The sequence below is a fragment of the Aequorivita antarctica genome, assembly GCF_007997155.1.
Lineage (GTDB): Bacteria > Bacteroidota > Bacteroidia > Flavobacteriales > Flavobacteriaceae > Aequorivita > Aequorivita antarctica.
Genome location: NZ_VORT01000008.1, coordinates 1 through 24,490, shown reverse-complemented (window position 1 = coordinate 24,490; position 24,490 = coordinate 1). Strand labels below are relative to the sequence as shown.

At 38.8% G+C, this 24,490-nt stretch carries 24 protein-coding genes and 1 pseudogene; 10 read left to right on the top strand and 15 right to left on the bottom strand.

The genetic code is table 11. The features are described 5' to 3' along the window. Window positions 1-12: 12 nt before the first annotated feature. Entirely contained in the window at window positions 13-759 is a 747-nt protein-coding gene (locus tag ESU54_RS11585) for a lipopolysaccharide kinase InaA family protein (protein WP_111845174.1), read from the top strand. 79 nt (window positions 760-838) lie between these two features. Here ESU54_RS11585 and ESU54_RS11580 read toward each other — a convergent pair whose 3' ends face one another. Continuing rightward, on the bottom strand, window positions 839-1,654 hold the full coding sequence (locus ESU54_RS11580; RefSeq protein ID WP_111845219.1) for a 2,3,4,5-tetrahydropyridine-2,6-dicarboxylate N-succinyltransferase: 816 nt from the start codon (window positions 1,652-1,654) through the stop codon (window positions 839-841). Between the two features lie 197 nt (window positions 1,655-1,851). Here ESU54_RS11580 and ruvX point away from each other — a divergent pair, with 197 nt between their 5' ends. The 5 genes from ruvX (at window position 1,852) to mazG (ending at window position 4,819) form a co-directional block, all read left to right on the top strand. Beyond that, entirely contained in the window at window positions 1,852-2,262 is a 411-nt protein-coding gene (gene ruvX, locus ESU54_RS11575) for a Holliday junction resolvase RuvX (protein WP_111845173.1), read from the top strand. Between the two features lie 6 nt (window positions 2,263-2,268). After that, entirely contained in the window at window positions 2,269-2,649 is a 381-nt protein-coding gene (locus ESU54_RS11570) for a four helix bundle protein (protein WP_211362147.1), read from the top strand. A gap of 49 nt (window positions 2,650-2,698) precedes the next feature. Continuing rightward, window positions 2,699-3,289, top strand: coding sequence for a peptide deformylase (gene def, locus ESU54_RS11565; RefSeq protein WP_111845172.1), 591 nt, complete (start codon window positions 2,699-2,701; stop codon window positions 3,287-3,289). Window positions 3,290-3,354: 65 nt separating this feature from the next. Further along, window positions 3,355-3,894, top strand: a complete 540-nt coding sequence (locus ESU54_RS11560; protein WP_111845171.1) for a DUF5606 family protein — start codon at window positions 3,355-3,357, stop codon at window positions 3,892-3,894. A gap of 136 nt (window positions 3,895-4,030) precedes the next feature. Continuing rightward, entirely contained in the window at window positions 4,031-4,819 is a 789-nt protein-coding gene (mazG, locus tag ESU54_RS11555) for a nucleoside triphosphate pyrophosphohydrolase (RefSeq protein ID WP_111845170.1), read from the top strand. 39 nt (window positions 4,820-4,858) lie between these two features. Here the strand turns inward: mazG and ESU54_RS11550 are convergent, their stop codons facing one another. The 11 genes from ESU54_RS11550 to ESU54_RS11500 form a co-directional block, all read right to left on the bottom strand. Beyond that, a complete protein-coding gene (locus tag ESU54_RS11550) occupies window positions 4,859-5,332 on the bottom strand; it encodes a hypothetical protein (protein ID WP_111845169.1) in 474 nt (157 codons plus the stop codon). A gap of 109 nt (window positions 5,333-5,441) precedes the next feature. Further along, window positions 5,442-7,631: a DUF349 domain-containing protein gene (locus tag ESU54_RS11545; protein ID WP_111845168.1), complete on the bottom strand. Its 2,190-nt coding sequence runs from the start codon at window positions 7,629-7,631 to the stop codon at window positions 5,442-5,444. 102 nt (window positions 7,632-7,733) lie between these two features. Beyond that, window positions 7,734-8,465 carry a shikimate dehydrogenase family protein gene (locus ESU54_RS11540; protein ID WP_111845167.1) on the bottom strand — a complete coding sequence of 244 codons (732 nt, stop codon included), beginning with the start codon at window positions 8,463-8,465 and terminating at the stop codon, window positions 7,734-7,736. Beyond that, window positions 8,458-9,480, bottom strand: coding sequence for a DUF368 domain-containing protein (locus tag ESU54_RS11535; RefSeq protein ID WP_111845166.1), 1,023 nt, complete (start codon window positions 9,478-9,480; stop codon window positions 8,458-8,460). The genes ESU54_RS11540 and ESU54_RS11535 overlap by 8 nt, the downstream gene beginning before the upstream one ends. Window positions 9,481-9,494: 14 nt before the next feature. After that, window positions 9,495-10,481: a DUF368 domain-containing protein gene (locus ESU54_RS11530; protein WP_111845165.1), complete on the bottom strand. Its 987-nt coding sequence runs from the start codon at window positions 10,479-10,481 to the stop codon at window positions 9,495-9,497. 36 nt (window positions 10,482-10,517) lie between these two features. Beyond that, window positions 10,518-11,918 carry a tetratricopeptide repeat protein gene (locus ESU54_RS11525; RefSeq protein ID WP_111845164.1) on the bottom strand — a complete coding sequence of 467 codons (1,401 nt, stop codon included), beginning with the start codon at window positions 11,916-11,918 and terminating at the stop codon, window positions 10,518-10,520. A 140-nt stretch (window positions 11,919-12,058) separates the two neighbouring features. Beyond that, the gene (locus tag ESU54_RS11520; protein ID WP_111845163.1) at window positions 12,059-13,243 is read right to left on the bottom strand and encodes an aspartate aminotransferase family protein; all 1,185 of its coding nucleotides are present in this window, start codon (window positions 13,241-13,243) and stop codon (window positions 12,059-12,061) included. A gap of 21 nt (window positions 13,244-13,264) precedes the next feature. Continuing rightward, window positions 13,265-15,055 (bottom strand): OstA-like protein, encoded by a 1,791-nt coding sequence (locus ESU54_RS11515; protein ID WP_235004605.1) that lies wholly within the window; start codon window positions 15,053-15,055, stop codon window positions 13,265-13,267. A gap of 113 nt (window positions 15,056-15,168) precedes the next feature. After that, window positions 15,169-16,443: an adenylosuccinate synthase gene (locus tag ESU54_RS11510; protein WP_111845162.1), complete on the bottom strand. Its 1,275-nt coding sequence runs from the start codon at window positions 16,441-16,443 to the stop codon at window positions 15,169-15,171. Between the two features lie 3 nt (window positions 16,444-16,446). After that, window positions 16,447-16,923 (bottom strand): Fur family transcriptional regulator, encoded by a 477-nt coding sequence (locus ESU54_RS11505; protein WP_111845161.1) that lies wholly within the window; start codon window positions 16,921-16,923, stop codon window positions 16,447-16,449. A gap of 27 nt (window positions 16,924-16,950) precedes the next feature. After that, on the bottom strand, window positions 16,951-19,155 hold the full coding sequence (locus ESU54_RS11500) for a RelA/SpoT family protein (protein WP_111845160.1): 2,205 nt from the start codon (window positions 19,153-19,155) through the stop codon (window positions 16,951-16,953). Window positions 19,156-19,337: 182 nt separating this feature from the next. Here ESU54_RS11500 and ESU54_RS18095 point away from each other — a divergent pair, with 182 nt between their 5' ends. The 3 genes and pseudogenes from ESU54_RS18095 to ESU54_RS11490 all read left to right on the top strand — a co-directional run bounded on the left by ESU54_RS18095 (window position 19,338) and on the right by ESU54_RS11490 (window position 22,112). Continuing rightward, window positions 19,338-19,916 (top strand): M16 family metallopeptidase, encoded by a 579-nt coding sequence (locus tag ESU54_RS18095; protein WP_235004604.1) that lies wholly within the window; start codon window positions 19,338-19,340, stop codon window positions 19,914-19,916. Window positions 19,917-19,955: 39 nt separating this feature from the next. After that, window positions 19,956-20,726: pseudogene (locus ESU54_RS18090) on the top strand (M16 family metallopeptidase); the annotation flags it as partial. Then, the gene (locus ESU54_RS11490) at window positions 20,727-22,112 is read left to right on the top strand and encodes a M16 family metallopeptidase (protein ID WP_111845159.1); all 1,386 of its coding nucleotides are present in this window, start codon (window positions 20,727-20,729) and stop codon (window positions 22,110-22,112) included. It begins immediately after the preceding pseudogene. Window positions 22,113-22,209: 97 nt separating this feature from the next. Here ESU54_RS11490 and ESU54_RS11485 read toward each other — a convergent pair whose 3' ends face one another. The 3 genes from ESU54_RS11485 to ESU54_RS11475 form a co-directional block, all read right to left on the bottom strand. Continuing rightward, complete coding sequence (locus ESU54_RS11485) at window positions 22,210-22,566, bottom strand: hypothetical protein (RefSeq protein WP_111845158.1); 357 nt, start codon at window positions 22,564-22,566, stop codon at window positions 22,210-22,212. A gap of 172 nt (window positions 22,567-22,738) precedes the next feature. Beyond that, the gene (locus ESU54_RS11480; RefSeq protein WP_146744016.1) at window positions 22,739-22,969 is read right to left on the bottom strand and encodes a hypothetical protein; all 231 of its coding nucleotides are present in this window, start codon (window positions 22,967-22,969) and stop codon (window positions 22,739-22,741) included. A 172-nt stretch (window positions 22,970-23,141) separates the two neighbouring features. Next, complete coding sequence (locus tag ESU54_RS11475) at window positions 23,142-23,744, bottom strand: hypothetical protein (RefSeq protein ID WP_146744015.1); 603 nt, start codon at window positions 23,742-23,744, stop codon at window positions 23,142-23,144. A 178-nt stretch (window positions 23,745-23,922) separates the two neighbouring features. Between ESU54_RS11475 and ESU54_RS11470 the strand changes: the two genes are divergently transcribed. Further along, a partial coding sequence (locus ESU54_RS11470; protein ID WP_211362145.1) for a transposase occupies window positions 23,923-24,490 on the top strand: 568 nt, incomplete at its 3' end.

The following is a 24,490-nucleotide window of genomic DNA, read 5'->3' as shown; positions in this document are numbered from 1 at the left end:
TCTTTTTTATAAATGCGCGAGAATTTTTTTATCAACCCAAAATATTCCCACTTGGCTGAAAAGTTAGAGGATGTTCTTCACGATTTTTCCCAAAATGGGGAATATGTGACTAAAGGCGAGCGCAATGTGATAAAGATGGTGCAGATAAAGGGAACTTCCTTCAATATTAAAAAATTTAAAACCCCAAATTTATTTCAATCGTTGGTTTATCAATTTCTTCGGAAAAGTAAAGCGAAACGATCTTTTGAATACGCATCAAAGTTGATTGGCTTAGGAATACAAACCCCTTTTCCCGTGGCTTATTTTGAAGTTTTTTCAGGCGGACTACAGGAGAGCTTCTACATAAGTGAACACATTAACTACGATTTTGATTTCCGGGAATTGATACACAATCCAAGGTTTAAAAAGCGCAACGATGTTCTGAAACAGTTCACAAAATTTACTTTTAAACTACACGAAAATGGAATAAACTTTCTGGATCATTCCCCAGGAAATACCTTGATAAATGAGACAGCGAAGAATGAGTTCGACTTTTATTTAATCGATTTAAACCGAATGCGTTTTGAACCGATGGATTTTGAAAAGCGGATGCACAACTTTCGCAGATTGTGGCTTTCAAAAACGATGGTTAAAATTATGGCGCAGGAATATGCGGAGCTTTATGGAAAAAGTTTTAAAGAAACCCATGCACTGATGTTGAAGCATAGCAGGGCTTTTCAGAAGAAAATTAATAGTAAGAAACTTAGGAGAAGGAAGTAATTCTGGTGTTAAATAACTGTGGGTTAGTCAAAAAGAAATTTTGTTTTTTCTTTGACTACACATGGCAACTTTCAACTTACTACACAGCCACTCCATACTCCCTTAAAGCATCATTCAAAGAAGTTTTTAAGTTGGTACTTTCTTTACGCACCCCAATAATCAGCGCACATGGCACTTGGTATTCACCGGCAGGAAACTTTTTGGTGTAGCTTCCGGGAATGACCACCGAACGTTCAGGGACATATCCTTTTATTTCTATTGGGTTTTCACCAGTTACATCAATTATTTTTGTGGAAGCGGTTAGCACTACGTTGGCGCCGAGAACGGCTTCTTTGCCTACGCGAACACCTTCAACAACAATACAGCGCGAGCCTATAAAAGCGCCATCTTCAATAATAACCGGCGCTGCTTGTAGCGGTTCTAAAACGCCACCAATGCCCACGCCACCGCTTAGGTGTACGTTTTTGCCAATCTGTGCGCAACTGCCCACGGTGGCCCAAGTATCCACCATCGTGCCTTCGTCCACATATGCGCCTATGTTTACGTAGCTAGGCATTAAGATTACGCCTCTGGATATGTAAGCACCGTGACGCGCTACGGCATTAGGCACTACGCGGATTCCCTTGGCTTCGTAACCCGATTTTAGTGGAATTTTGTCGTGATATTCAAAAATGCCAGCCTCTAAAGTCTTCATTTTTTGGATGGGGAAGTAGAGCACAATCGCTTTTTTAACCCATTCGTTCACTTGCCAGCCGTCAGCCGTTGGTTCAGCGCAGCGCAGTTTGCCTTCATCGCAAAGGTTTACCACTTCGCGAATGGCGACGATGGTTTCGGTTTCAGTGAGTAGGGAACGGTCTTCCCAAGCTTTTTCTATGGTTTGTTGGAGTTCTTGCATTGTTTTATCTTTTATGCTTTTCATTTTGAACCACTACTGAAGGGAGATTTTCTTGATGAAATCATTTTTGTTAATGGATAATAGTGTTTCCCTTTCGTCGTGTTTCGTGGTTCATATCCACAAATATAGGCTTCATAATTCAAAATTGCAGATGATAATAGTATAGTAATTAACAAACCCTTATTTTTGCAGTCGGTATGGGAAGAATTTTAGCATTGGATTACGGTAGTAAGCGCACAGGTATTGCCATTACGGACGAGTTGCAGCTGATTGCTTCAGGTTTGACGACGGTTGCTACTTCTGAATTGATGGATTTTTTAAAGAAATATATTGCTACAGAAAAAGTGGAACTGGTTTTAGTGGGCGAACCGAAACAGAAAGATGGAACCCATTCCAACATTGAAATAGAAATTCAGAAATTTTTGAAGAAATTTTATAAAGTTTTTTCCGACTTAGAAGTGAAGCGAGTTGATGAACGCTACACCAGTAAAATGGCTTTCCAAACCATGATTGACAGCGGATTGAAAAAAAAACAACGTCAAAACAAAGCGTTGGTGGATGAGATTAGTGCAACAATTATTCTTCAGGAATACCTTTATTATGGCTAATGAATAATGTTTAATGAAGAATATGTAGCTATGGAGAAGGATTTAAAAGTACGTTCAAAAGCATTTGCACATCGTTGTGTAAAATTGGCCATTTCGCTTCCAAAAACAAAATTAGGAAGTCATATTGAAGGGCAATTAATTAGAAGTGCTACATCAGTTGCCGCAAATTATAGAGCTGCCTGTATTGGCCAGTCGAAAAAAAGTTTTATTGCGAAACTAAGTATAGCAATTGAAGAAGTAGATGAAAGTAATTTTTGGATTGAATTTTTAATAGATGAAAATCTTTTGGAAAAAGAAAAATGTGAGTCTTTGCTAATGGAATCAGCAGAATTAACCTCAATATTCATTGCATCCAGAATTACTGCTGAAAAAAACATGAATCGATAATTATTTTTAATGAAGATTATTCATTAATCATTAAACAATAAACATTTAGATGATACTACCGATTGTAGCCTACGGCGACCCCGTTTTAAGAAAGGAAACCGAAGTAATAACCAAACAGTACCCAAAACTTGACGTGCTTTTAAACAATATGTTTGAGACTATGTACCAAGCTCGGGGCATTGGTCTTGCGGCACCGCAGGTTGGTGCTTCCGTTCGTCTTTTTATTGTTGATGCAACACCTTTTGAGGATGATGAAGATCTTTCGGAAGAAGAACAAAAATTTGTTTCTACCTTTAAAAGAGTCTTCATCAATGCGCGAATTCTTGATGAATCTGGTGATGAATGGGCTTTCAATGAAGGCTGTTTGAGCATTCCAGATGTGCGTGAGGATGTTTTTCGCCAGCCGGATATCGTGATTGAATATGAAGATGAAAATTTCAAAAAACACAAAGAAACTTTCAGCGGGATTGTGGCGCGAATTATTCAACATGAGTATGATCATATTGAAGGTATTCTCTTTACTGACAAGCTTTCACCGCTGAAGAAACGTTTGATAAAAAGCAAATTGGCAAACATTTCAAAAGGGAATGTGAGCATAGATTACCGCATGAAATTTCCAAATGTAAAAAAGAAACGTTAACACGCTTGTGTATATAAACCAAACCAAAGATATTTGTATTCATTAAATCATTATAAAAGTATTCTATGAGCTTAGAAAAAGTGCTTTCCATTGCCGGCAAACCCGGACTTTATAAATTAAAAACACAGACCCGTGCCGGTTTTCTTGCCGAATCTCTTTTGGACGGAAAAACCATAAACGTTAGTGGCCGCCACAATGTGAGCTTGCTTTCGGAGATTGCAGTTTACACTTTGACAGAAGAAGTGCCTCTTCGCGAGGTATTTCAGAAAATTTCTGAAAAGGCAAGTGGGAAGGAAGCCCTAAGCCATAAAGCTTCAAAAGAGGAGCTTGAGGAATTTTTCTTCAGCGTGATGCCAGATTATGATGAAGACCGCGTGTATGCCAGTGATATTAAGAAGATGGTGCAATGGTACAACCTTCTTGTGAAAAATAACTTGACTGACTTTTCTGCACCAAAAGAAGAAACTAAGGAAGAAGAAACCAAAGCAGCAAAGCCCGCAAAGGCAATGGCTTCAAAAGCCGCTACTCCTAAAACGGCAAATCCGAAAGCTTCCTCAACCAAAAAAGGTGGCTCTACAAAAAACGCAGCTTCGCGCAAAACCTAATAATCAATTTCTATTGAATAATATAAATCCCGAAAGTTTCTATACTTGCGGGATTTTTTTGTTACTTCCGCTGTAAAACTGTCACCCTTTCCCGAGGCTTCGGGAGTCGATGTGAAGAAACCTGAAACCTGAAACAATGAAAAACGCTCGAAAAGACCAACTAAACGCCTTCGACAGACTATTGACCATTATGGACGAACTGCGCGAGCAATGCCCGTGGGACAAAAAGCAAACGATGGAAACACTTCGGCATTTGACCATTGAAGAAACCTATGAGTTGGGCGATGCTATTCTTGACAATGATTTAAACGAAGTAAAAAACGAATTGGGAGATGTGTTGCTGCACATTGTTTTTTATGCGAAAATAGGTAGCGAGACCAATGATTTTGATATTGCCGATGTGTGCAACGAGATTTGTGAAAAACTCATTTCGCGCCACCCACATATTTACGGCGACGTAAAAGTGGCTGACGAAGAAGAAGTAAAACGAAACTGGGAAAATCTAAAACTGAAGGAGGGTAAAAAAAGCGTTTTGGAAGGTGTTCCAAAATCATTGCCAGCTTTGGTAAAAGCGAGCAGGATTCAAGATAAAGTGGCAGGCGTGGGGTTTGATTGGGAAGAACCGCAACAGGTTTTTGAAAAATTACAGGAAGAGTTGGGCGAACTGCAACACGAAATAAATGAAGATAACCAAGAAAAGATAGAAGCCGAATTTGGCGATGTTCTTTTCTCAATGATAAATTATGCGAGATTCCTAAAAGTGAACCCTGAAAATGCGCTGGAACGCACCAATAAAAAATTTATCAAGCGTTTTCAATATTTGGAAAGCAAAGCCAAGGAAATTGGAAAATCTTTAAAAGATATGTCATTGGCGGAAATGGATGTTTATTGGAATGAATCAAAAAAATCAGACGGTGCTGCCTAAATACGCACGACAGTGCTTCTCAATCTAGTAACTTTTTTGTCATTCAATGGTAGTAAAAAACATAGTCCAATTGGTTTCCCAAACTTGGTTTGCCTCATCATAATAGGCCTGTTCCCATTTTGCTGTACTCAAAGATTCCTTGATCCAAAGAAATCTTAATTTAACCACTTTTCCTTGGTAATCTTCTTTGCCGAAAAAAGTTCCTTTGCCATTCTCAAATTTACCGACAACTTGTTTTTTAAGACCAACCTCAGGATTTGCGGTATCTGCCCAATAAATGGTCCATTCATCTAAGACAGGGTTTAAAATTCGGATGCTGAGACCCACAAAGTTATTCCCGAAATGCGAAGATTTCATTTCATCCATTGTTCCCAGACCATTCAAAATTGATTTGGTTTCCATTTCGGCGGAGAACTCAATCCATTCATCACAATTAGTCAAACGCTCCTTCAGTCTTCGGTTTACTACATCCCATTTACCAATGAGAAAATCGAAATTATGAATGTCAATCATAAAATTGTTTAGAAGAAATTAGTATGTCTGGTCGAGCGCAGTCGAGACCTAATTGATGTTTAGGGGTTTCAAATCTTGGATTGCGCTCGCACGGACATCTTTAGAAATTTTAATCCTCTCTTGCCTGTTTGATTTTCGAAAGCTTTGCCTTCCATACTTCAAGCTGTTCTTTGTGCTTTTCAATGTTTTTGTGAACTTCTTTTACCATTGGGTTGTCATCGGGAACATGTCGGAAGAAACCTAAATTGTTTTCCAATTGGCGAATTTCATCACGGGTTTCATCAATTTTTTTCGAAATAAAGAAGTGCTCGTTCTGCAGTTTGCGATCGTCTTCACGATTTACGAGCGTGTTCAATTTATTGTCGAACTTGATGAGTTCAGTTTCCTTTTTACCTAAATCGAGTTTTGAAAATAGGCCGTCCAACATTTTGTTGAATTTTTGTTCAATATTGCGTTTGTTGTATGGTACGCGTCCAATTTCTTTCCAAGCAGTAATGTGTTCTTTTATGGTTTTCACATCGGTTTTATGGTCGCCGCTCAATTCAAAAGAAGAAAGTTTTTCGAGCATTTCTTGCTTGGCTTCAAAGTGAACCATCTCTTCTTGGTTGGCTTCGTTTTTCTGGGCATGAAGTCTGTCAAAATAATGGTTACAGGCTTTTTTGAACCGTTTCCAGATCTTATCGCTGTCCTTTCGCGGCACGTGGCCAATGCTCTTCCAATTATCCTGGATTTTTTTCATCAAAGCGGTCGTAGCATCAAAATCCTCGCTGTCTTGGTTATCCTCAGCAATTTTTATAAGCTCGCGCTTCTGTTCAAGATTGGTGTATTGTTCCTTTTTTTGGTTCTTGTAAAAACTGTTCTTCTGATGGTTGAAGTTGCCTGTCGCATCTTTAAAAGCTTTCCAGATTTCTTTATTGTTAGCTCTTGGAACACGACCGGTATTGAAAAAAGCATCACGCAATTCCTGCACCTTTTTAATGGCATTTTGCCAGCCTTGATGGCTCGGTTTGGACTCTTCAATGACCTTGTTTATTTCTTCAACCAGTTGTTTTTTCTTTTCGTAATTGACTTCAAAGTCTTTTTCCACTTCGGCCAATTGTGATTGGCGTTTATCATGGATTACTTTTGTGGCCTCGCTGAATTTGTCCCACACTTCATCGCGGTATTCCTTCGCAACAGGACCAATATCCTCTTTCCACATTTTGTGGAGCATCTGAAGTTCTCTGAAAGCCTTATTTATATCAACTTCCTGACCCAGCTCTTCAGCACGGGTAATGATTTTCAGTTTACTGTCTAGATTGTGCTTGAAGTCTAAATCGCGGAACTCACGGTTCAAATGAAGGAAATCATAGAAATTTTCAACATGGTGATGGTAAGTGTTCCAAACGGTGTTGTATTTGTCCCTCGGAATTGCTCCGGCTACATGCCACTTTTCTTGAATATCCTTGAAATGTTTGTATGTAGTGTTGATGTTTTCTTCTGCACTCAATAAGCTTTTCAGTTCCTCAATAAGCTCCCAGCGCTTATCTATATTAGCTTGAAGGTCTTTTTTAAGATTTCTGTAGTGACTGTTTCGCTTCTCTTTATAGTCAAAATAAAGCGAGTTGAATTCTTTTTTTAGCGCGGTAGTGTAGTGGAAGTCAATGATATTTCCACCTTCGGCAAGAAATTCCTCTTTTTTATGTTCCAGTTCTTCGTTGAATAGATTGTTGAATTCTGAACGAATTTCTTCTACATCGTGCTTTAACTCCTGAATTTTTTTTGTTTTCAGAAGGTTATCGAGTTCTGCAACCAATTCTTTTTCAGAAAGGGTGCTGTAATCTTTTTGGGTTTTTTCCTCGTGTTCTTCTTCGTCCTCTTCATCTTCGGAAGAAGCTACTTCTTCCTCATCTTCACTCTCCGAAGCTTCAGCTAAGGATGGGGCTTCTTCGTCCTCAGAAGCTATAGCGGTAGAAGGATCGTCATCTGAAGCTTTGTCAGAGGATCCAGGACCTTCTTCTGAAACAGTATCAATCGATTTTTTTTCTTCAGCTATTGCTTCCTCATCAATGGTATTGGTTTCGGAATTTTCTTCGGCAGTAATTACTTCAGAATTATTTTCTTGGACATTAGAAACTTCTATCGCTTCTTCACTATCAACCTTAGTTTCAGCTGTTTTTTCCGTCACTTCATCTCCCAAAATGTTTTCTTCGGCATCGTTTGTTTCAGAATTTTCGGAAGTAACTTTTGTTTCTTCAGCTGTTTCGGGGGTTGGAATTTTCGTTTCGTTTTCTTCCTGAGGTAATTTTTCGTCAGACATTTGTTTCAATGTTTAGGTTCGTTTTTCTTAGAGGGTCAAGATACTAACAACTGTGTTACTAGCAAAGCACACAGCGTTTTTTTGAAGATTTTTAGGTAAATTTTATGAATTCCAGATTTCCCACGCTTTATTGGCCTGTAATTCCAACATCTTCAATCCGTTGCTTGTTTTTGAGCCTTGGAATTTCCCGCGTTTTAAAAACTCTGTCTCAGTGGGATTATAGATTAAATCGAAAAGCAAATGGTTTTTGGTAAGAAATTGGTAAGGAATTGGTGGACAATCGGTAATATTAGGAAAAGTGCCTAAGGGCGTACAATTGATTATTAGTAAGTGATATTCAATAATTGATTTGTCCAAAGCAGTATATTCTATGGTATTTGAAGACTTATTTCTGCTTACAAATTTGAAATCTAATCCAAGTTTTTCAAGTGCATATGCCACCGCTTTTGAAGCCCCGCCCGTGCCCAAAATTAAAGCTGTTTTTTTTTGAAGCGGCAAAAAAGCTTCTAACGATTTTTGAAAACCGTAATGGTCGGTGTTGTAGCCCGTAAGTTTGTTGTCTTCGGAAATTTTAATCGTATTTACGGCACCAATTTTCTTGGCTTCTTCATCCAAATTATCTACTAGTGCAATCACTTTCTCTTTATAGGGAATGGTAACGTTCAAGCCTTTTAAATAAGGAGTTTCTGAAATTATATTTGGAAAAAATGCTATTGAAGGGATGTCGAAATTCTCGTATGAATGTGGTAAGCCTTCCTTCTCAAATTTTTCAGAAAAAAAAGATTTTGAAAATGAATAGCCGATGTTTTTTCCTATCAATCCAAATTTAGACATGTTGGCTCTTTTTATAATTATCGTACCAATCCAGACTTAAAACGATGGCTACTCCAACTATCATAAATACTATTGCTAGAATGGTTTCTGTGCCAAAATGCTCAGGAAAATAGCGTGTATAACCTGTTATTATTTCCCTTCCGTTGGCGTCATGCTGTATTTCTCCCAAGGCATCCAAAACGTATTTTTCATCCTTCCACGGCCAAACTACGCCCAGCGACCCGGCTATGAAGCCAATAATTACCGCATAAGTGGCTTTTTTGAATCGCTTTAAAACATACGCCAACAAATGTGAAAGCGAAACTAAACCGACCAAAGAACCCAGTGAAAAAACTACCAATACTTTTAAAAGCTCTATTCGTTCGGGATCATAAATCCAACTAAAATCCAACTGAAAAATATTGGCGATTGTGTCAAAAAGTGCGTTTACTGAATCTACCAAAAGCAGCACATAATTCCCCAAAAGGATCAGAATAAAAGAACCCGATAGTCCTGGTAAAGTCATTCCCGAAACACTAATTATTCCACAGAAAAACACAAAAATAAGGTTGCTGTTTTCCTTTGCGGGTTCCAAAAAGCTGATGCCCACACCGGCGATTAAGCCACACAATAAATAGGCTGCATACTTACGGTTCCAGTCACCAAAATCCTTTGCTATAAAGTAAGTAGAACCTATTATCATTCCAAAAAAAGCACTCCAAACATAGACTTCGTAATGTAAAATCAAATAATCGAGTATCTTGGAAATACTGAAATAACTAATAATCATTCCCAAAATCAACAAACTTAAGAATTGTCCATTCGTGTAACGATACAAGCTTTTGAAACGCCCACCAATAAGTAGTTTAAAAGCTTTCTTATTTATTTTTTGTAGTGAATAAATAAACTCCTCATAAAAACCTGCAACAAAAGCGACGACGCCTCCCGAAATTCCAGGAACTTTATTGGCTGCGCCCATCCCGAGCCCTTTTAAGACCAACCAAGTTTTATCGGAAAAGGAGCGATTTTCGTACACGGATTATGTTTATGTTATAAGCTATTTTGACTACTATCTACTTTTTTAACTGCAATTCGTTCCAATAGGAAAATGGTCAAAAACCCAATGATAGCAAAAAGTATGGCATATAAAATTTGAGGATTTCCTTCATAATTTTGGGGAAGAATACTTCTTTCAATGAAAGGAATATTTTTTCCAGCATGGTTCATTCTGTATTGTAAAACTTCTTTCCAAGGCCATATTTTATTCAGTGCACCAATCATAAAACCGGTTAGCACAGCAAGTATTAAATTTTTATGATGTTTGAACATCCAGTTCAAAACCCGTGAAAACATTTTTAGTCCTAAAATTGCGCCCAATCCGAATATTAAAAGTTTGCCAAATGCACTTATAAAGAGCGAGCCGTTCAAAGTTGTTATTCCTTCGCCCAATTGAGTTACAATTCCAATAACGGCTGTGTAAGCTCCCAAAAGCAAAAGAATAAAAGCGCCCGAGATACCGGGAAGTATCATTGCAATTATAGCAATAAAACCGGCTAGAAAAAGAAACCAAGTGCTTTCAGGAGAGCCAATGGGGTCTGCAATGGTTATTAAATAAGATAGTATAGAAGCTAAAATTAGCGCACCAATTGCGATAAGCCTCCAATGGGTTATTTGTTTCCCGACGTAAACAATACTTGCAATTACCAATCCGAAGAAAAATGACCAAACCATAATTGGGTAAACCTCTAAAAGCCAGGTAATCAATTTAGCAAGTGAAATAATGCTTATAAAAACTCCTGTAAAAAGGGCAAGTAAAAAAGAGAGATTGTAATGTTTCCAAGCAGTTAAAAAACTTTCTTTTTTCCAGATTTTGAAAAAGCCTAGGTCAATCTTGTGGATGGTTTCTATCAATTCCTCATAGATGCCTGAAATGAAAGCAATCGTTCCACCGGAAACTCCCGGAACTACATCTGCAGCTCCCATTGCGAGCCCTTTTGCGGTTACTGTTAGATACTGAAGAAAATTTCTTTGAGGCATAGGTTTATTTTGCTAATAACCCCAAAAATACACAAATTAAAGAGAAGGATTTTTGTGCTGTACTATTATTTCTTTAACCTTTTTCATCTGATAGACTAGCGGAAATAGCTCCTCAATTATCATCAAAAATTCGGGTTCAGATTTTAGGGCGTTTTTTAAGTGGAACGCTCCTTTGTCATATTCATTTAAGGAATAATAGAGTCCAGAAAGGCGGTACTCTATTTCAGCGTGTTCGGGATAAAACTCCAAAGCTTGGTTTAAGTTGTTCACTGCTGCTTCAAATTCACCCAAATTCGTGAGAATGTCACCTCGGGTTAACCAAGATTCCAGTTCATAGTTTCCAAGTTCTAAAGCTTTGCGATAGCCAACCTCGGCTTCTTCAAAAAGATTCAGCTTATTGTTGATTTTGGCGTAACGTTTCCAGTAAAATACATTTTCGCTATCAATGTTGATGGCTTTTTCTATATAATAAAGAGCTTTTTGGTATTGTTTGCTTTTAATATAAAAATCGGTAATCGAAATCCAACCCTTATCTAGCAAAGAATCTTCTTCCACACATTTTGTATAGAACTGAAGCGTCATTTCGGCATTTCCCAGTTTTTCGTAACATTTCCCAATTCGCAATAATGCATAGGAGGTGGGATCATCCAGGCCTAAAGTAACGGAGTAGCTTTCAATGGCTTCCGCATACTTCTTCATTTTCTCCAAAACCCTTCCTTTCTCAAGGTATGCACCAATAAAACGGTCGTCACTGATTATAGCAAAATCAAAAGCGGCAAGTGCTTTTTTATAATCTTTCAGTTCGTAATATTGCTTGCCCACTTGGTGCCATGCAACTTCACAATACGGGTTTTTGTTTAGGTAATCGTTTAAATAGTCTATCGCCGCTTCGTATTCGTCAAGATACTCGAAGCAGTAAATAATATTGTAAAGAGCGGAATAATCTTCTTCGTCGGCTTCCAAACATTTCATAAAATAAAACTTGGCGTTTTCATAATCTTCCATAAAAAGATATTCCATTCCAAGTAATGACAGTACGTCAGCTTCGTCATCGGTTATTTCCAATGCCTGCTCCAAAAGTGTGATGGCTTCTTTGTGCTTGTCACGGCGCGAAAAAATATTTGCTTTTTGAATGTAGATTTCCTCGTTGCTCTGTTCCAATTGGTACAGTTCGTCCAAAAGTTCATCGGCGATGTCCAATTGGTTTTCAAAAATGTACATTTCAATTTGAAAAAGTTTAAGGCTTGTAGAGGTAGGATGTTGTTCCAACCCCAGTTTGGTTGCCTTTTTGGCCAGTGCTATTTTCCCGTTTTCAAGGTAGTGATGCACTATTTCTTCAAATTCCTCTGAGTCGAAAAAAAGTACGCTGTTGGTTTTCAGCATAGATTCAAATCTTTCAAGGGAGAAGTTGTTATGCTCGTTTGAACTTAATTGCATACGCACGGTTTAACGGTTTCTTCTATTTTAAAGATAATAATGTAAAAATAAGTTCAATAGTTATGCCGTCTTTCTTGTTAACGGACTTATCAACATAAAGATAGGCTGTAATTGCCTATTAATAAAGAGTTTGCTTGAAATTAATTGCTTTTGATTCTATTTAGTACGTTTTGCAATATTTTGCAACCTTCTGCAATTTCGTCATTACTGATGGTAAGTGGCGGTGTAATACGGATGGCGCGGTCTTCAAAAAGCAGCCAAAAAAGTATCAATCCGCGGTCTTTGCAGGCAAGAATTACTTCGGAAGCGATTTCGGCAGTTTCCAACATTGCAGCAAGCATCAAGCCTTGTCCGCGAACTTCTTTAATCAATGGATGTTTTAGAAGCTTTCTGAAAAGTTTTTCTTTTTGAAGCGTTTGTTGAATAATATCAGTCTCTGTCAGTTCCTTAAGAGTAGCCAAAGCGGCAGCTGCGATTACAGGATTTCCTCCAAAAGTGGTAATGTGCCCAAGTTTTGGATTGTCTTGCAACAACCCCATAACTTCGTGTGAAGCTGTGAAGGCGCCAATAGGAAGTCCGCCGCCCATTCCTTTTCCCATTACCAAAATATCGGGAACGATACCGAAATGTTCAAATGCGAAGAGTCTTCCAGTGCGTCCAAAGCCTGGTTGTATTTCGTCCAAGATTAAAAGCGTTCCCGTTTCGTCACAACGCTTACGGACTTTTTTTAAATAATCATTCTCTGGCTGAATAAAGCCTGCGCCGCCTTGAATGGTTTCCAAAATTATAGCCGCGGTTTCCTTAGTTATTTTTTGAAGATCGGCTTCGTTATTGAAATTTACAGGGAAACAATCCGGCACTAAAGGTTTGAAAGCGTTTTTACGTTCTTCATAACCCATCACGCTCATCGAGCCCATAGTGTTGCCGTGGTACGCGTTGTTTGCGTATAAAAGCTGGGTTCTTCCAGTTGCGCGACGGGCGAGCTTTAATGCGCCTTCAATGGCTTCCGTTCCACTATTGACTAGATAAGTTGTGTTTAAATTCGGCGGAAGATTTTCAGCAAGCAATTTTGCAAGTTCCACTGCGGGTTCTTGAATATATTCGCCATAAACCATGACGTGCAAATACTTTTCAGCTTGATTCTTTATTGCTGAAACAATTTTTGGATGACAATGTCCAAGTGTACAGGCTGAAACTCCAGCTACAAAATCGAGATGCTTTTTCCCTGAAGAGTCATAAACGTAACTCCCTTTGGCGTGCGAAATCTCTAACGCCAATGGGTGTGGGGTTGTTTGTGCTTGGTATTTGTAGAAATCGTTCTTCATTAGATGGTGTTCGACCAGCCATTATTGATTATTATTCGGGACGGAATCATTCGCTTTTTGAATGGAATCGTTCAATGTTTTCTTAATAGAATCCCGTTTTGCCTCGCTTTCCAAAGTTTCCGGTTTTGGGTCGTCGGGTCGGTTTTGAAAATCTTTCGGGCTAAGTTTGGATTCTTCAGGAAGTTGAATTTTATCAACTGGAATATCCTCAAAAAATTCACCTTCATCTTTTGGTAAAGGAATTCCCGTTATTTTCGGAAGTATGGGCACAGGTTTTCCTTTGAATAAATCTTCAACAGAATACAAGCGTTCCTCGCCCCGCCATTGAAAACCGGGCAATATACGTGCGTTTTCAGGCAGCATGGAAGGCGGATAAACTTTTCCATCTGCCTTTTTTATAAACCGAATTCCGGTAATCTGTTGTTCTTCCAAATACATTTGAATAGAACTGGAAACCGTAATATTTATACCCACTAATTCCTCATTGTCGTTCCGGGAATAATAAATTACTTGGGCATTTTTGTTAATGTTTACAGTGTCCAACTCATTATTCGTGAACAAACCAATTAGTCGTTCCCCCTTTACTTGGTTGAAACCCATGCTGTCCTTTTGAACCAAAAAAGCATTGTTAAAAACCTTTAAGGTATCGAGTTTATCTGTGAGTGTGTCTGAAAGTAGATGTATAGTATCGCCAATCATTTGGTTTTCACCGCTCCAAAGCACAGGGTTTCGGAGTAATTTGGTAATACCTCGTTTTTCATTTACGTAAATAGAGTCACATTTTCCGCTGGTGGGATCGTCGCCAAGTTTTCCCGGCTTAAAGAGTCGCGCGCGATAAAATCCTTTAAGGATTCTATTGTCTGGTTTTCCTGTTACCCGTAGCGTATCGGCGTGAACATAAATGGAGTCGCCGTCGCGAACAGTAATGGCTACAGCTCGTTTCGTTATAAAAACCGAATCTTTTTCACGGAAAACTTCGGCATAATGACCTCGAATTACACTTTTATTAATAGTGTCCAGAACCCGAATATTGTTGGTTGCTGAAGCAAAACTCTTGTTTCGGTCAAAGTAAATACTGTCGCCATAAAGCGTTCGGTTTTCGTAATCCACTTTTGAATTTTTTACGAAATAACCCGTGTCTCCCCGTGTGTCGTAATACCCGCGTTCACAGTAAACAGTGCTGGTTTCACTCACAATGGTTGAAGGTCCGTAAAGATAAGCCGCACCAGTTTCAGAGTAAAAATCGAGTTGGTTGCTGTTGACAGTATATTTTGGGTTTACGATTTTTACATTGGAAAGAAATTGATATTTTTTAGTTTCAGCGAAATATCTACCGGAACGACTGGTCAAAACGCTTGCGGTGTCGCGAACCGTTCCGCCAGTTCTGTAATAGGCTTGTTGTTTTATTCTGTCGAAGTAAAGTGTATCGGTTTGAAGGGTGGTTTTTGGTTCGGTTAAAACCACATCGCCACTGGCGAATGCAAACTGGGTATTTCCGTTGTATTCAGCGTATTTGCTGTTCATGGAAACAGTGTCGCCTTGTGAAATTCGAACCGCACCGTAAGCTTTTACAAAGTTGCTCTTTAAGTAAACAAACGCTTGGTCACACCACATTTCCACGCCTTCGTGAACGATATAAACTTGTCCGGCTTCGTCCTTGGTATAAATGGCGGCATCGGGAAATTCGGGGCGCAATTCCAGATAGCCCGATTGAATATCGACCTTTTGTTTTTCCTGTGCGGAAAGATTTATTCCATATCCGAAGTAGAGAAGAAAAAAAAGATAAAAACTATATACCGTATTTATTTTCAAATGATATTTTTAAAATCCCAAATCCCAAATCCCAAATCCCAAATCCCAAATCCCAAATCCCAAATCACGATTTTGTCATCCTGAGCACAGTTGAAGGACCAAATCCCTAATCCCTAATCCCGATGAATGGTCTGTTTTCTGTCTGGTCCCACAGAAACTATTTTGATAGGCACTTCCAATTCCTTTTCAAGGAAATCAATATAATCATTCAACGTCTTTGGTAACTGCGAAGCTTCGCTCATTTTGGTTAAATCGGCATACCAGCCTTTCATTTCTGTGAAGATTGGCGTTACGTTTTCAGCTTCAATATTATACGGTAAATGGTGAATTGTTTTGCCTTTGTAATTATAGGCAGTACAGACCTTTAATTTTTCAAAACCACTCAAAACATCTGCTTTCATCATTATTAGTTGGGTAACTCCGTTAACTTGAACGGCATAGCGCAAAGCCACCAAATCTAACCAACCGCAGCGTCTTGGGCGACCGGTTACGGCTCCAAATTCGTTTCCTATTCTCGCCATTTTTTCACCGTCTTCGTCAAAAAGTTCGGTAGGGAAGGGGCCACTTCCTACGCGGGTTGTGTATGCTTTAAAAATTCCGAAAACATCTTTTACTTTGTTCGGTGGAACACCCAAGCCTGTACAAGCTCCTGCTGCCGTTGTATTTGAAGAGGTTACAAATGGATAGGTTCCAAAGTCAATATCTAACAATGAACCTTGTGCACCTTCCGCCAAAATGGTTTTTCCGTCTTTTTGTGCTTGGTGCAAATATTCTTCGCTATCAATGAAAGTTAGCGTTTTCAATGTTTCAACTGCTTCGAAAAATTCAGCTTCAAGATCTGCCAAATCATATTGCACATCCACATTGTAAAAAGATATCATGGCTTCATGCTTATCTGCTAAAGCGCGGTATTTATCTTGCCAGTTTTCCAATTCCAAATCCCCAATACGGATTCCGTTCCTTCCGGTTTTGTCCATATAGGTTGGGCCAATCCCTTTTAAAGTGGAACCGATTTTCGCTTTTCCTTTAGAAGCTTCCGAAGCAGCATCAAGCAAACGGTGTGTAGGCAAAATAACGTGTGCTTTTCTGGAAACAATCAAATTTTTCTTATAATCAATATTGTATTTTTCCAGTCCTTCCAGCTCTTTCACGAAAACCACAGGGTCTATTACCACGCCGTTTCCAATCACATTTATGGAATCCTTGTGGAAAATTCCTGAAGGAATGGTCCGCAAGACGTGTTTTATTCCGTCAAATTCCAAGGTGTGGCCTGCATTTGGACCGCCTTGAAAACGCGCTATTATATCATAATTTTTTGTCAGGACATCGACAATTTTTCCTTTGCCTTCGTCGCCCCATTGTAGTCCAAGTAGTAAGTCTACTGCCATAATTTATTTGGAATTGTTCCCGTCATCGGTTGTGGCGGGAGTTTTTTTATTTCCGTAGAAATAAAGTGAATGGTTGGTTATTTCAATATTAAAAACCTCCTCGATGGTTTTTTTAATGCTGTGAATTCGCGGGTCGCAAAACTCAATCACTTCGCCATCTGCGAGGATAACGTGATCGTGGTTGCGATCAAAATATGATTTTTCATAATGCGCTTGGTTCTGCCCAAACTGGTGTTTGCGCACCAAGCCACATTCCAAAAGTAATTCAATAGTGTTGTAAAGCGTTGCACGGCTTACGCGGTAGTTTTTATTCTTCATATTAATGTACAACGATTCAATGTCAAAATGATCGTCGTGGTCATAAATTTCTTGAAGAATAGCATAGCGTTCCGGCGTTTTACGATGTCCTTTTTTCTCAAGAAAACCCGTAAAAACGTTCTTTACAATTGCTTGGTTATTTATGTTTGTTTTTGAACTCATAATTAAGTTTGCAAAGTTACTTAAATTTTACACTCTAGTAACTTTATCAATTCCGTTTATTTTTTTGATGTTCTCCACAAGGTTGTTGAGAATGGTTTTGTTTTTAACCACAACGACTATTTTCCCGGTGAAGACTCCATCATTACTATCAAAGTGGACGCTTTTCATATCTATGTGAAGGTTGTTTGAAATTACTTTTGTCACTTCGTTTACCAAGCCGATGGTATCAATTCCACTAATGGTTAAATCTGCCTTAAACTCGCGCTGAGTGCTGTCAATCCATTTTGCGGGCATTATGCGATAACTATAATTGCTCTGAAGTTGCAAGGCGTTTGGGCAGTTGGTCTTATGGACTTTTATCCCTTCGTTTACAGTTACAAAACCGAAAACATCATCGCCCGGAATGGGATTGCAGCAGTTGGCCATTTTGTAATCCAGTTTATCTTCGTTTTTCCCGAAAACTAACTGATCAAACTTTTCGGTTAATTCTTCTTTGTGAACATCCTCAGGCTTGTCAGGCTTTCGGATTCTGTTTTTGAAGAAACTGATAAAGGCGTTGCTTCGCGAAGCTGCAAAATCCTTTAGTTTTGGGTTGTCTATAATTCCGGCACCCACACGATAATATAAGTCAAGGCTGGTTTTTACTTTAAAGAAAACCACCAATTGATTGAGCATACTCTCGTCCAAGTTTAATTTTAAAGACTTTAGTTTGCGGCCCAAAATTACTTTTCCTTCCTCGGCGAGTTGTTTCTTTTCGTCTTTTAAAGACGATTTAATTTTGGAGCGTGCTCGGCCCGTTGTTGCGTAGTTTAACCAGTTAGCAGTAGGCTTGGCGTTTTCTGATGTAATTATTTCCACTTGGTCGCCACTTTTTAGTTCGTGGCTCAGAGGAACGAGTTTTCCGTTTACTTTTGTGCCACGGGTGTGCATCCCAATTTCGGTGTGAATGTGAAAAGCGAAATCTAAAGCCGTTGCGCCTTTGGGCAGCGAATACAAATCGCCTTTTGGTGTAAAGACAAAAATTTCCTTGGCGTAAAGGTTTAGTTTAAATTCTTCCACAAAATCCACGGCGCTTATTTCAGAATTTTCAAGGGTGTCCTGCAGTTTGTCCAGCCAGTTTTCCAATCCGGCGTCGTCTTTTTCCTTGTTTTTGTATTTGTAGTGTGCCGCGAAACCTTTTTCAGCAATTTCGTTCATGCGTTCGCTGCGAATCTGCACTTCTACCCAACGGCCTTTAGGACCCATTACTGTGATATGCAAAGCTTCGTAACCAGTTGATTTTGGTGAAGAAATCCAATCGCGCAGCCTAATTGGGTTTGGACGGAAATGATCGGTAACGATAGAATAAATTTTCCAGGCGAAGAATTTTTCGTTCTCTGGCGTACTTTTATAAATAATACGAACCGCGAATTTGTCATAAACCTCGTCAAAGCTTACATTCTGTGCGAGCATTTTCCTTCGGATGGAAAAAATGGATTTTGGACGACCTTTAATTTCGTATTGCAACTCTTCGGCATCCAAAGAATCCTTTATCACTTTGTTGAAGGCTTCAATATAGGCATCCTGCTCTTCTTTGCTTTCCTTTATTCGTCCAAGAATATCTGCATACACTTCGGGTTCGGTGAATTTTAGGCCTAAATCTTCGAGTTCAGTTTTTATATTGTAAAGTCCAATTCGGTGGGCGAGGGGAGCATAAATGTAAAGCGTTTCCGAAGCGATTTTCCGCTGTTTATCTGGCGGCATGCTGTCCATCGTTTGCATATTGTGCAGACGGTCCGCAATTTTGATGATTATTACACGAATGTCCTCATTCAGAGTAAGCAACATTTTCCGGAAGTTTTCGGCTTGCATGGATACATCTTCAGACATAGAGATGTGTGCAATCTTAGTAAGCCCATCCACAATGCGGGCTACGGCGGAGCCAAACATGCTTTCAATATCTTCTAGACTATACGTTGTGTCCTCAACAACATCGTGTAAAAGAGCGGCGGCGATGCTGGTGGCATCTAAACCAATCTCAGCGGCAACAATTTTAGCAACCGCAATAGGATGAAAAATATAGGCTTCGCCACTTTTGCGGCGTTGCTCTTTGTGGGCATCCACGGCAAGGTCAAAAGCGCTGCGAATCAGTTTTTTATCTTCCTTGGTGAGGGTGCGATAACTGATTTTAAGCAACTGCTTGTAATGCTTGGCAATCTCTTTTTTCTCTTCTTCTATAGCGGCTTCTGTCATAAACTAAAAGTACAGATAAGTATTGAAACGGGCAACAAAATTAATATTTCGGAAGGTTCAAAATAAATACTTTGGGTAGTAATTTTTTATTCCTATAAAAATAATTTTCTGTAACAATTTAATAAATCGAAGGTCTATTATATTACATTATATTTATTGTTCTTAACAAAAAACCACCATTTATGAAAAACAAACTGCTGCTGCTTTTGTTTTTGGCGACCGGAATTGTAGGATTTGCCCAAAATGATAATGCACAAAAAAAGAAAGCGTCGGAATTTAACATTCCGGTAGAATACTACAAATTGAACAATGGGCTGAAGGTGATTTTATCTCAGGATAAATCTTCGCCAACCGTTATTGTTGCTGCTTATTACAACATCGGCTTTCGGATAGAGCCGAAAGACCGCACAGGTTTCGCGCATTTATTTGAACATATGATGTTTCAAGGTTCCAAAAATTTGGGCAAGATGGAATTCATAAAATTGGTACAGGAAAATGGAGGCGTTTTAAATGGCTCAACCCGATTCGATTTTACTAATTACTTTGAAATTGTTCCCTCAAATAAGCTGGAAACCATGCTTTGGGCGGAAGCTGACAGAATGAAAGGGCTAGATATTACGCAAGATAACCTCACTAACCAACAAGGAGTTGTTAAAAATGAAGTGAAAGTGAACGTACTAAATCAGCCATACGGAGGGTTTCCGTGGTTAGATATGCCGCAGTACGCAAACACCAATTGGTATAACGCCCACAACTTTTAAGGCGATTTAAAAGATCTTGACGCCGCAAATTTAGAGGACGTTGAAAGTTTCTTTAAAACATATTATGCACCCAATAATGCAGCAATATCTGTTGTTGGCGATTTTGAAATGGCCGAGGCAAAAGCTTGGATCGAAAAATATTTTGGAGGAATTCCTTCTGTGAAAATACCTGCAAAGCCAGATGTTTCTGAGCCGAGGCAGGAAAAGGAAAAAGAATTCACTAAAAACGATTCTTTGGCAAACAAACCAGCGCTTGCAGTGGCATACCATATGCCAACAAGAAATACACCTGAATATTATGCAATGGGCCTTTTGGACCAGATTTTAATTCAAGGCGACAATGCGTTGCTTCAGAAAAAATTGGTTGATGAAAAAGGGTATACTTCATACGTTAGTGGAGGTATCAATTATTTGGGAAATATGTTCAATTACAACGGTCCAATGCAGATTATGTTCGATGTAACCTATGACAACGAAACTTCCAAAAAACAATTGATGGATGCTGTTGATGAAGTAATTGATGGTCTTTCGGCTAAAGTAAATCAGGAAATGATAGACAATGCAATTATAAAAATGCGCTCTCAGTTATATGATGAGTTGGGAGGCAGTTTTGGTTTCGGCCGCGCCGATTTGCTGTGCAGTTTTGCCCTTTTTGACGACAATCCCGCACGTATAAATACTTTGGAAGACGAATTTAAAAAAGTGACGCCTGAAATTGTGAAGAAGACCATTTCAGAATATTTGAGAAAGACAAACCGCACCATTTTGGTAGTAAACCCACTTTTGGCAAACAACGAAAAAACAAATTAAATGAAAACTTCAATATATACATTTTTGATAGCCTTGTTTCTCGCTGTGCCTAGCATCGCGCAGAAACAAACTCCGCCAAAAGGAGCGGAACCAAAAAACTTTACGCTTCCGAAAAAAGAAGTGGTGAATTTTGACAATGGCCTACAATTGGTACTGGTACCTTACGGAAGTATTCCAAAAGCAACTATTAGTATCACCTTAAAAACTGGAAATATCAACGAAACCAAAGACCAAGTTTGGCTTGCTGATTTGTTGGGTGATTTGATGAAAGAGGGTAGTACCGCAGATTATTCCGTAAAGGACAAACTTGCTGGAATGGGTGGTAACCTGAATATTGGGGTGAGTTCGCACAATACTTCACTCAGCACTGACGTACTTTCGGAATTTGCTCCCGAGGCATTGAAAATTCTTGCTGATGTATTGGAAAACCCAAAATTGCCGCAAAGTGAATTGGACCGCCTTAAAAATAACATGAAACGAAACTTGACGGTTGCACTTTCCACGCCGGGGGCACAAGCTCGTCAGGATTTTTTCGCGGAAATGTATCCCAACCATCCCTACGGAAGACTTTATCCAACAACCGAACAAGTGGATTCATACACTTTGAACGATGTAAAATCCTTCTACGAAGCAAATTTTGGGGCACAACGCACCACCATTTATATAGTGGGAAATTTTGACGCCGAGAAAGTAAAACAAGTTGTGAAAAGCCAATTGGGAGATTGGCGCAAGGGTGCAAAGGAAAATTATCCTGTTGCACAGGCACAGTCCAACGGAAAAGTGAAAATCATTGATCGCCCCGGCGCCCCGCAATCGACAATTTATTATGGGCTTCCCGTGGCAGATCCTTCAAACAAGGATTATATTGCGCTGGATGTTATGAACACGCTTTTGGGCGGTTCGTTTGGGTCTCGAATTACCAGCAATATTCGTGAGGACAAAGGATATACTTATTCTCCTAGCAGTGCTTTGGTAGCCAATTACAAAAGCGGACTTTGGTTTGAAAGCGCCGACGTAACTACCGAATTTACAGGCGCCTCGGTAGATGAAATTAAAAAGGAAATTGTGCGTTTGCAAACCGAAGCACCAAGCAAAGCAGAATTGGACGGAATGAAAAGTTATAAATCTGGCATTTACGTTTTGCAAAATTCAACACCTAACGGAATAATAGGGCAGTTGAATTTCTTGGATGTTCACAATTTGGATGAATCTTTCTTGGTAAACCAAGTGAAAAACATAAATGCCGTAACCCCGCAACAAGTGCAGGAAATGGCAAAAAAATATATTACTCCAGAAACTATGACGTTGATAGTTGTGGGCGATAAAGAAAAGATTAAAGATCAAGTAAAGGAAACCATCGCGCAGCCAGCGAAAAAAGAACAATAAATATTGTAATTTGATTTAGTTGAAAATAGAAAAGCCCAGCATGAGTTGGGCTTTTTTTATTTTCCGGTTGAAAATTAATTTAAGAAGAGCAGGGTTTTTAACTCAATTCTTCGTCTCCTATAGTGTTTTGTTTCGCTAAAAGTTTATTCGAAACTTTGTAGGTAGCAGAATAAGAAAGTCCGGGTTGGCGGGATTTAAAAGTCAAAAATGCTTTTTTGTACCATTTTGGGTCTGTGGCTTTCTTTTTGAAATCTTCGTGTGCCGCAACTTCGGAAACTTCACCATTTAGTCTAGACTCAATGGTATAAACTCCAATCCCGAAGTGTTCCACCCTTTGAAGAACAATTTCGAAATCATCCTCAGAAAAATATGGAACGGCATCTATTTCTGAACCTTCATTCAAATTTTTCAAATCAGTAAATATATTTTTTTCTAAGAATTCTGTTTGTTCCATGTTGTAGTGAATGATAAGTTGTTTAGGCACCTAATTAGCAAATGCAAACCTACTTGAAAATCTGTGAAGATTATGGTAAGTAGCTTAGAATAATAGTGTCAAAAAAAATAAATAAAGGAAAGTGTTTTGTTTAAATCTGCTCTTTGTCGGCAAACGCAATTCTTTTAGACTTCTAAAAAGTCAAAACAGCTGCCCATTTTAAAAGAAACAGTATTAGAAATGTTACTCCAGTACCGGTGAATATTGCACCTTGCCAAAAATAAAGTCTCGAAGTCCATTGTTTATACATTTCTGCACCCATTTCTTTTTTGCTATTATAACGCATAATCTTCCAATAAAGAAAAATGCTTATCAAAAAAACCGATAGGGCTGTTAGTAATGTAATTGTTGAAATTTTTTCCATTGTAGCTTTTTTTATTGTTTTTTAATTGCTGCCAACGTTTTTGTGTATGAGCCGTTGCGTGTCTCGTCGCGAACCTCTCCAGCTAACAACTGGCTTTCAGAAATCCATACCCCTAAAATAATACTATCAAAAATTAATGGAGAATAGCGTTGTTTTTTACCTCAGTTCTTTGTCAGGCACTGGCTTTTATTTTAATTCTTATATCGTCTATTTTATTTCCTCCGAGTATGACATTCTTTTCTTTATCAAATTTATACAATTCAAAAATTCCAATTTCCTCACATACATTTACTTTACCTGTATTTGGATCAAATACTATTAATTCCGATGTTGGTTCACCTTTGGAAGTGTACTTGATTCTTTGAAGTAAAATTTCATTTTTCAAATCAACATAAAATCCTGTCAGAAACTCTCCGTCAAGTTCAGTTTTTTTATTGTCATTTATGACTTTAAAGATTTCTATTTCATCATCATAGTCTGCAATAGAAAACAAAAAGTCTGTGGCAATTTTATATTCTTCAATTCCACCTAAAATATGTTCTTTGATAAGTTTAAAATTCTTGTTCTCCATAAAAATTGGAGCACTGTATTTAACAGTTCTTTCCTTTATTCCAAAAATTTTATGTTTCACAAAGCCATAACCTTCAACAAAAACAACAGTTAGTATTGCGCAAACGAAAATTATTGGAGAAATAATCATTTTCATAAAAAGAGCAATAATAGGATTATCCCAAATACTCTTTTTCCGTTTCGATATGTTTATTGAAATTTCCATTTTTCAGTTTGGGCCAACGTTTAGGCTATGGTTTCGTTGCGGAAAATGTCCGAAGGACTTTTCCGCTGTAGCCGAAAGATAGCAAAACGGCGAGAATTTTCAGCAGAAAATTCCGCCGCAATGAACTATAGCTGTTGTGCCTGTTGCACAAGTTACCAATTTTCCTTAATTTCATGGTATGCAAGGAAAAAAGATCTACCAAGAAAAGCTCTTCAACGATTTCCGTTTGAGTGAGCGCGTTCCAGCGCACAATTTTTATCGACGGCTGCAGTCGGTTCTGGACCTTAATTATTTATATGTACTTACCAAGGACTTTTATGGCGAGAGCGGTCAGAAGAGTATCGACCCCGTGGTATTTTTCAAGCTCTGTCTGGTTGGTTATTTGGAGAATATCACCAGCGACCGCAAGCTTGTTGACCATTGCGGGATGCGTCTCGACATTCTTTTCTTTTTAGGCTATGGCATAGACGAGGAACTTCCTTGGCACTCAACGATCAGCCGCACACGACAACTCTTTCCTGAAGCTGTTTTTGAAGCAGTATTCACTAAGGTTTTTACACTTTGCGTAGATGCTGGGATGGTCAGCGGCCATACCCAGACGGTGGACAGTGCACCTGTAAAGGCCAATGCCTCTATGGATAGTTTAGAGCTTAAAGTTCCCGAGGAAGAACTGGAAGCACATCTGCGTAAGATTCGCCACATAAGCACAATGGATAAAGAAAAACCTTTTCGCAAGAGCAAAGGCG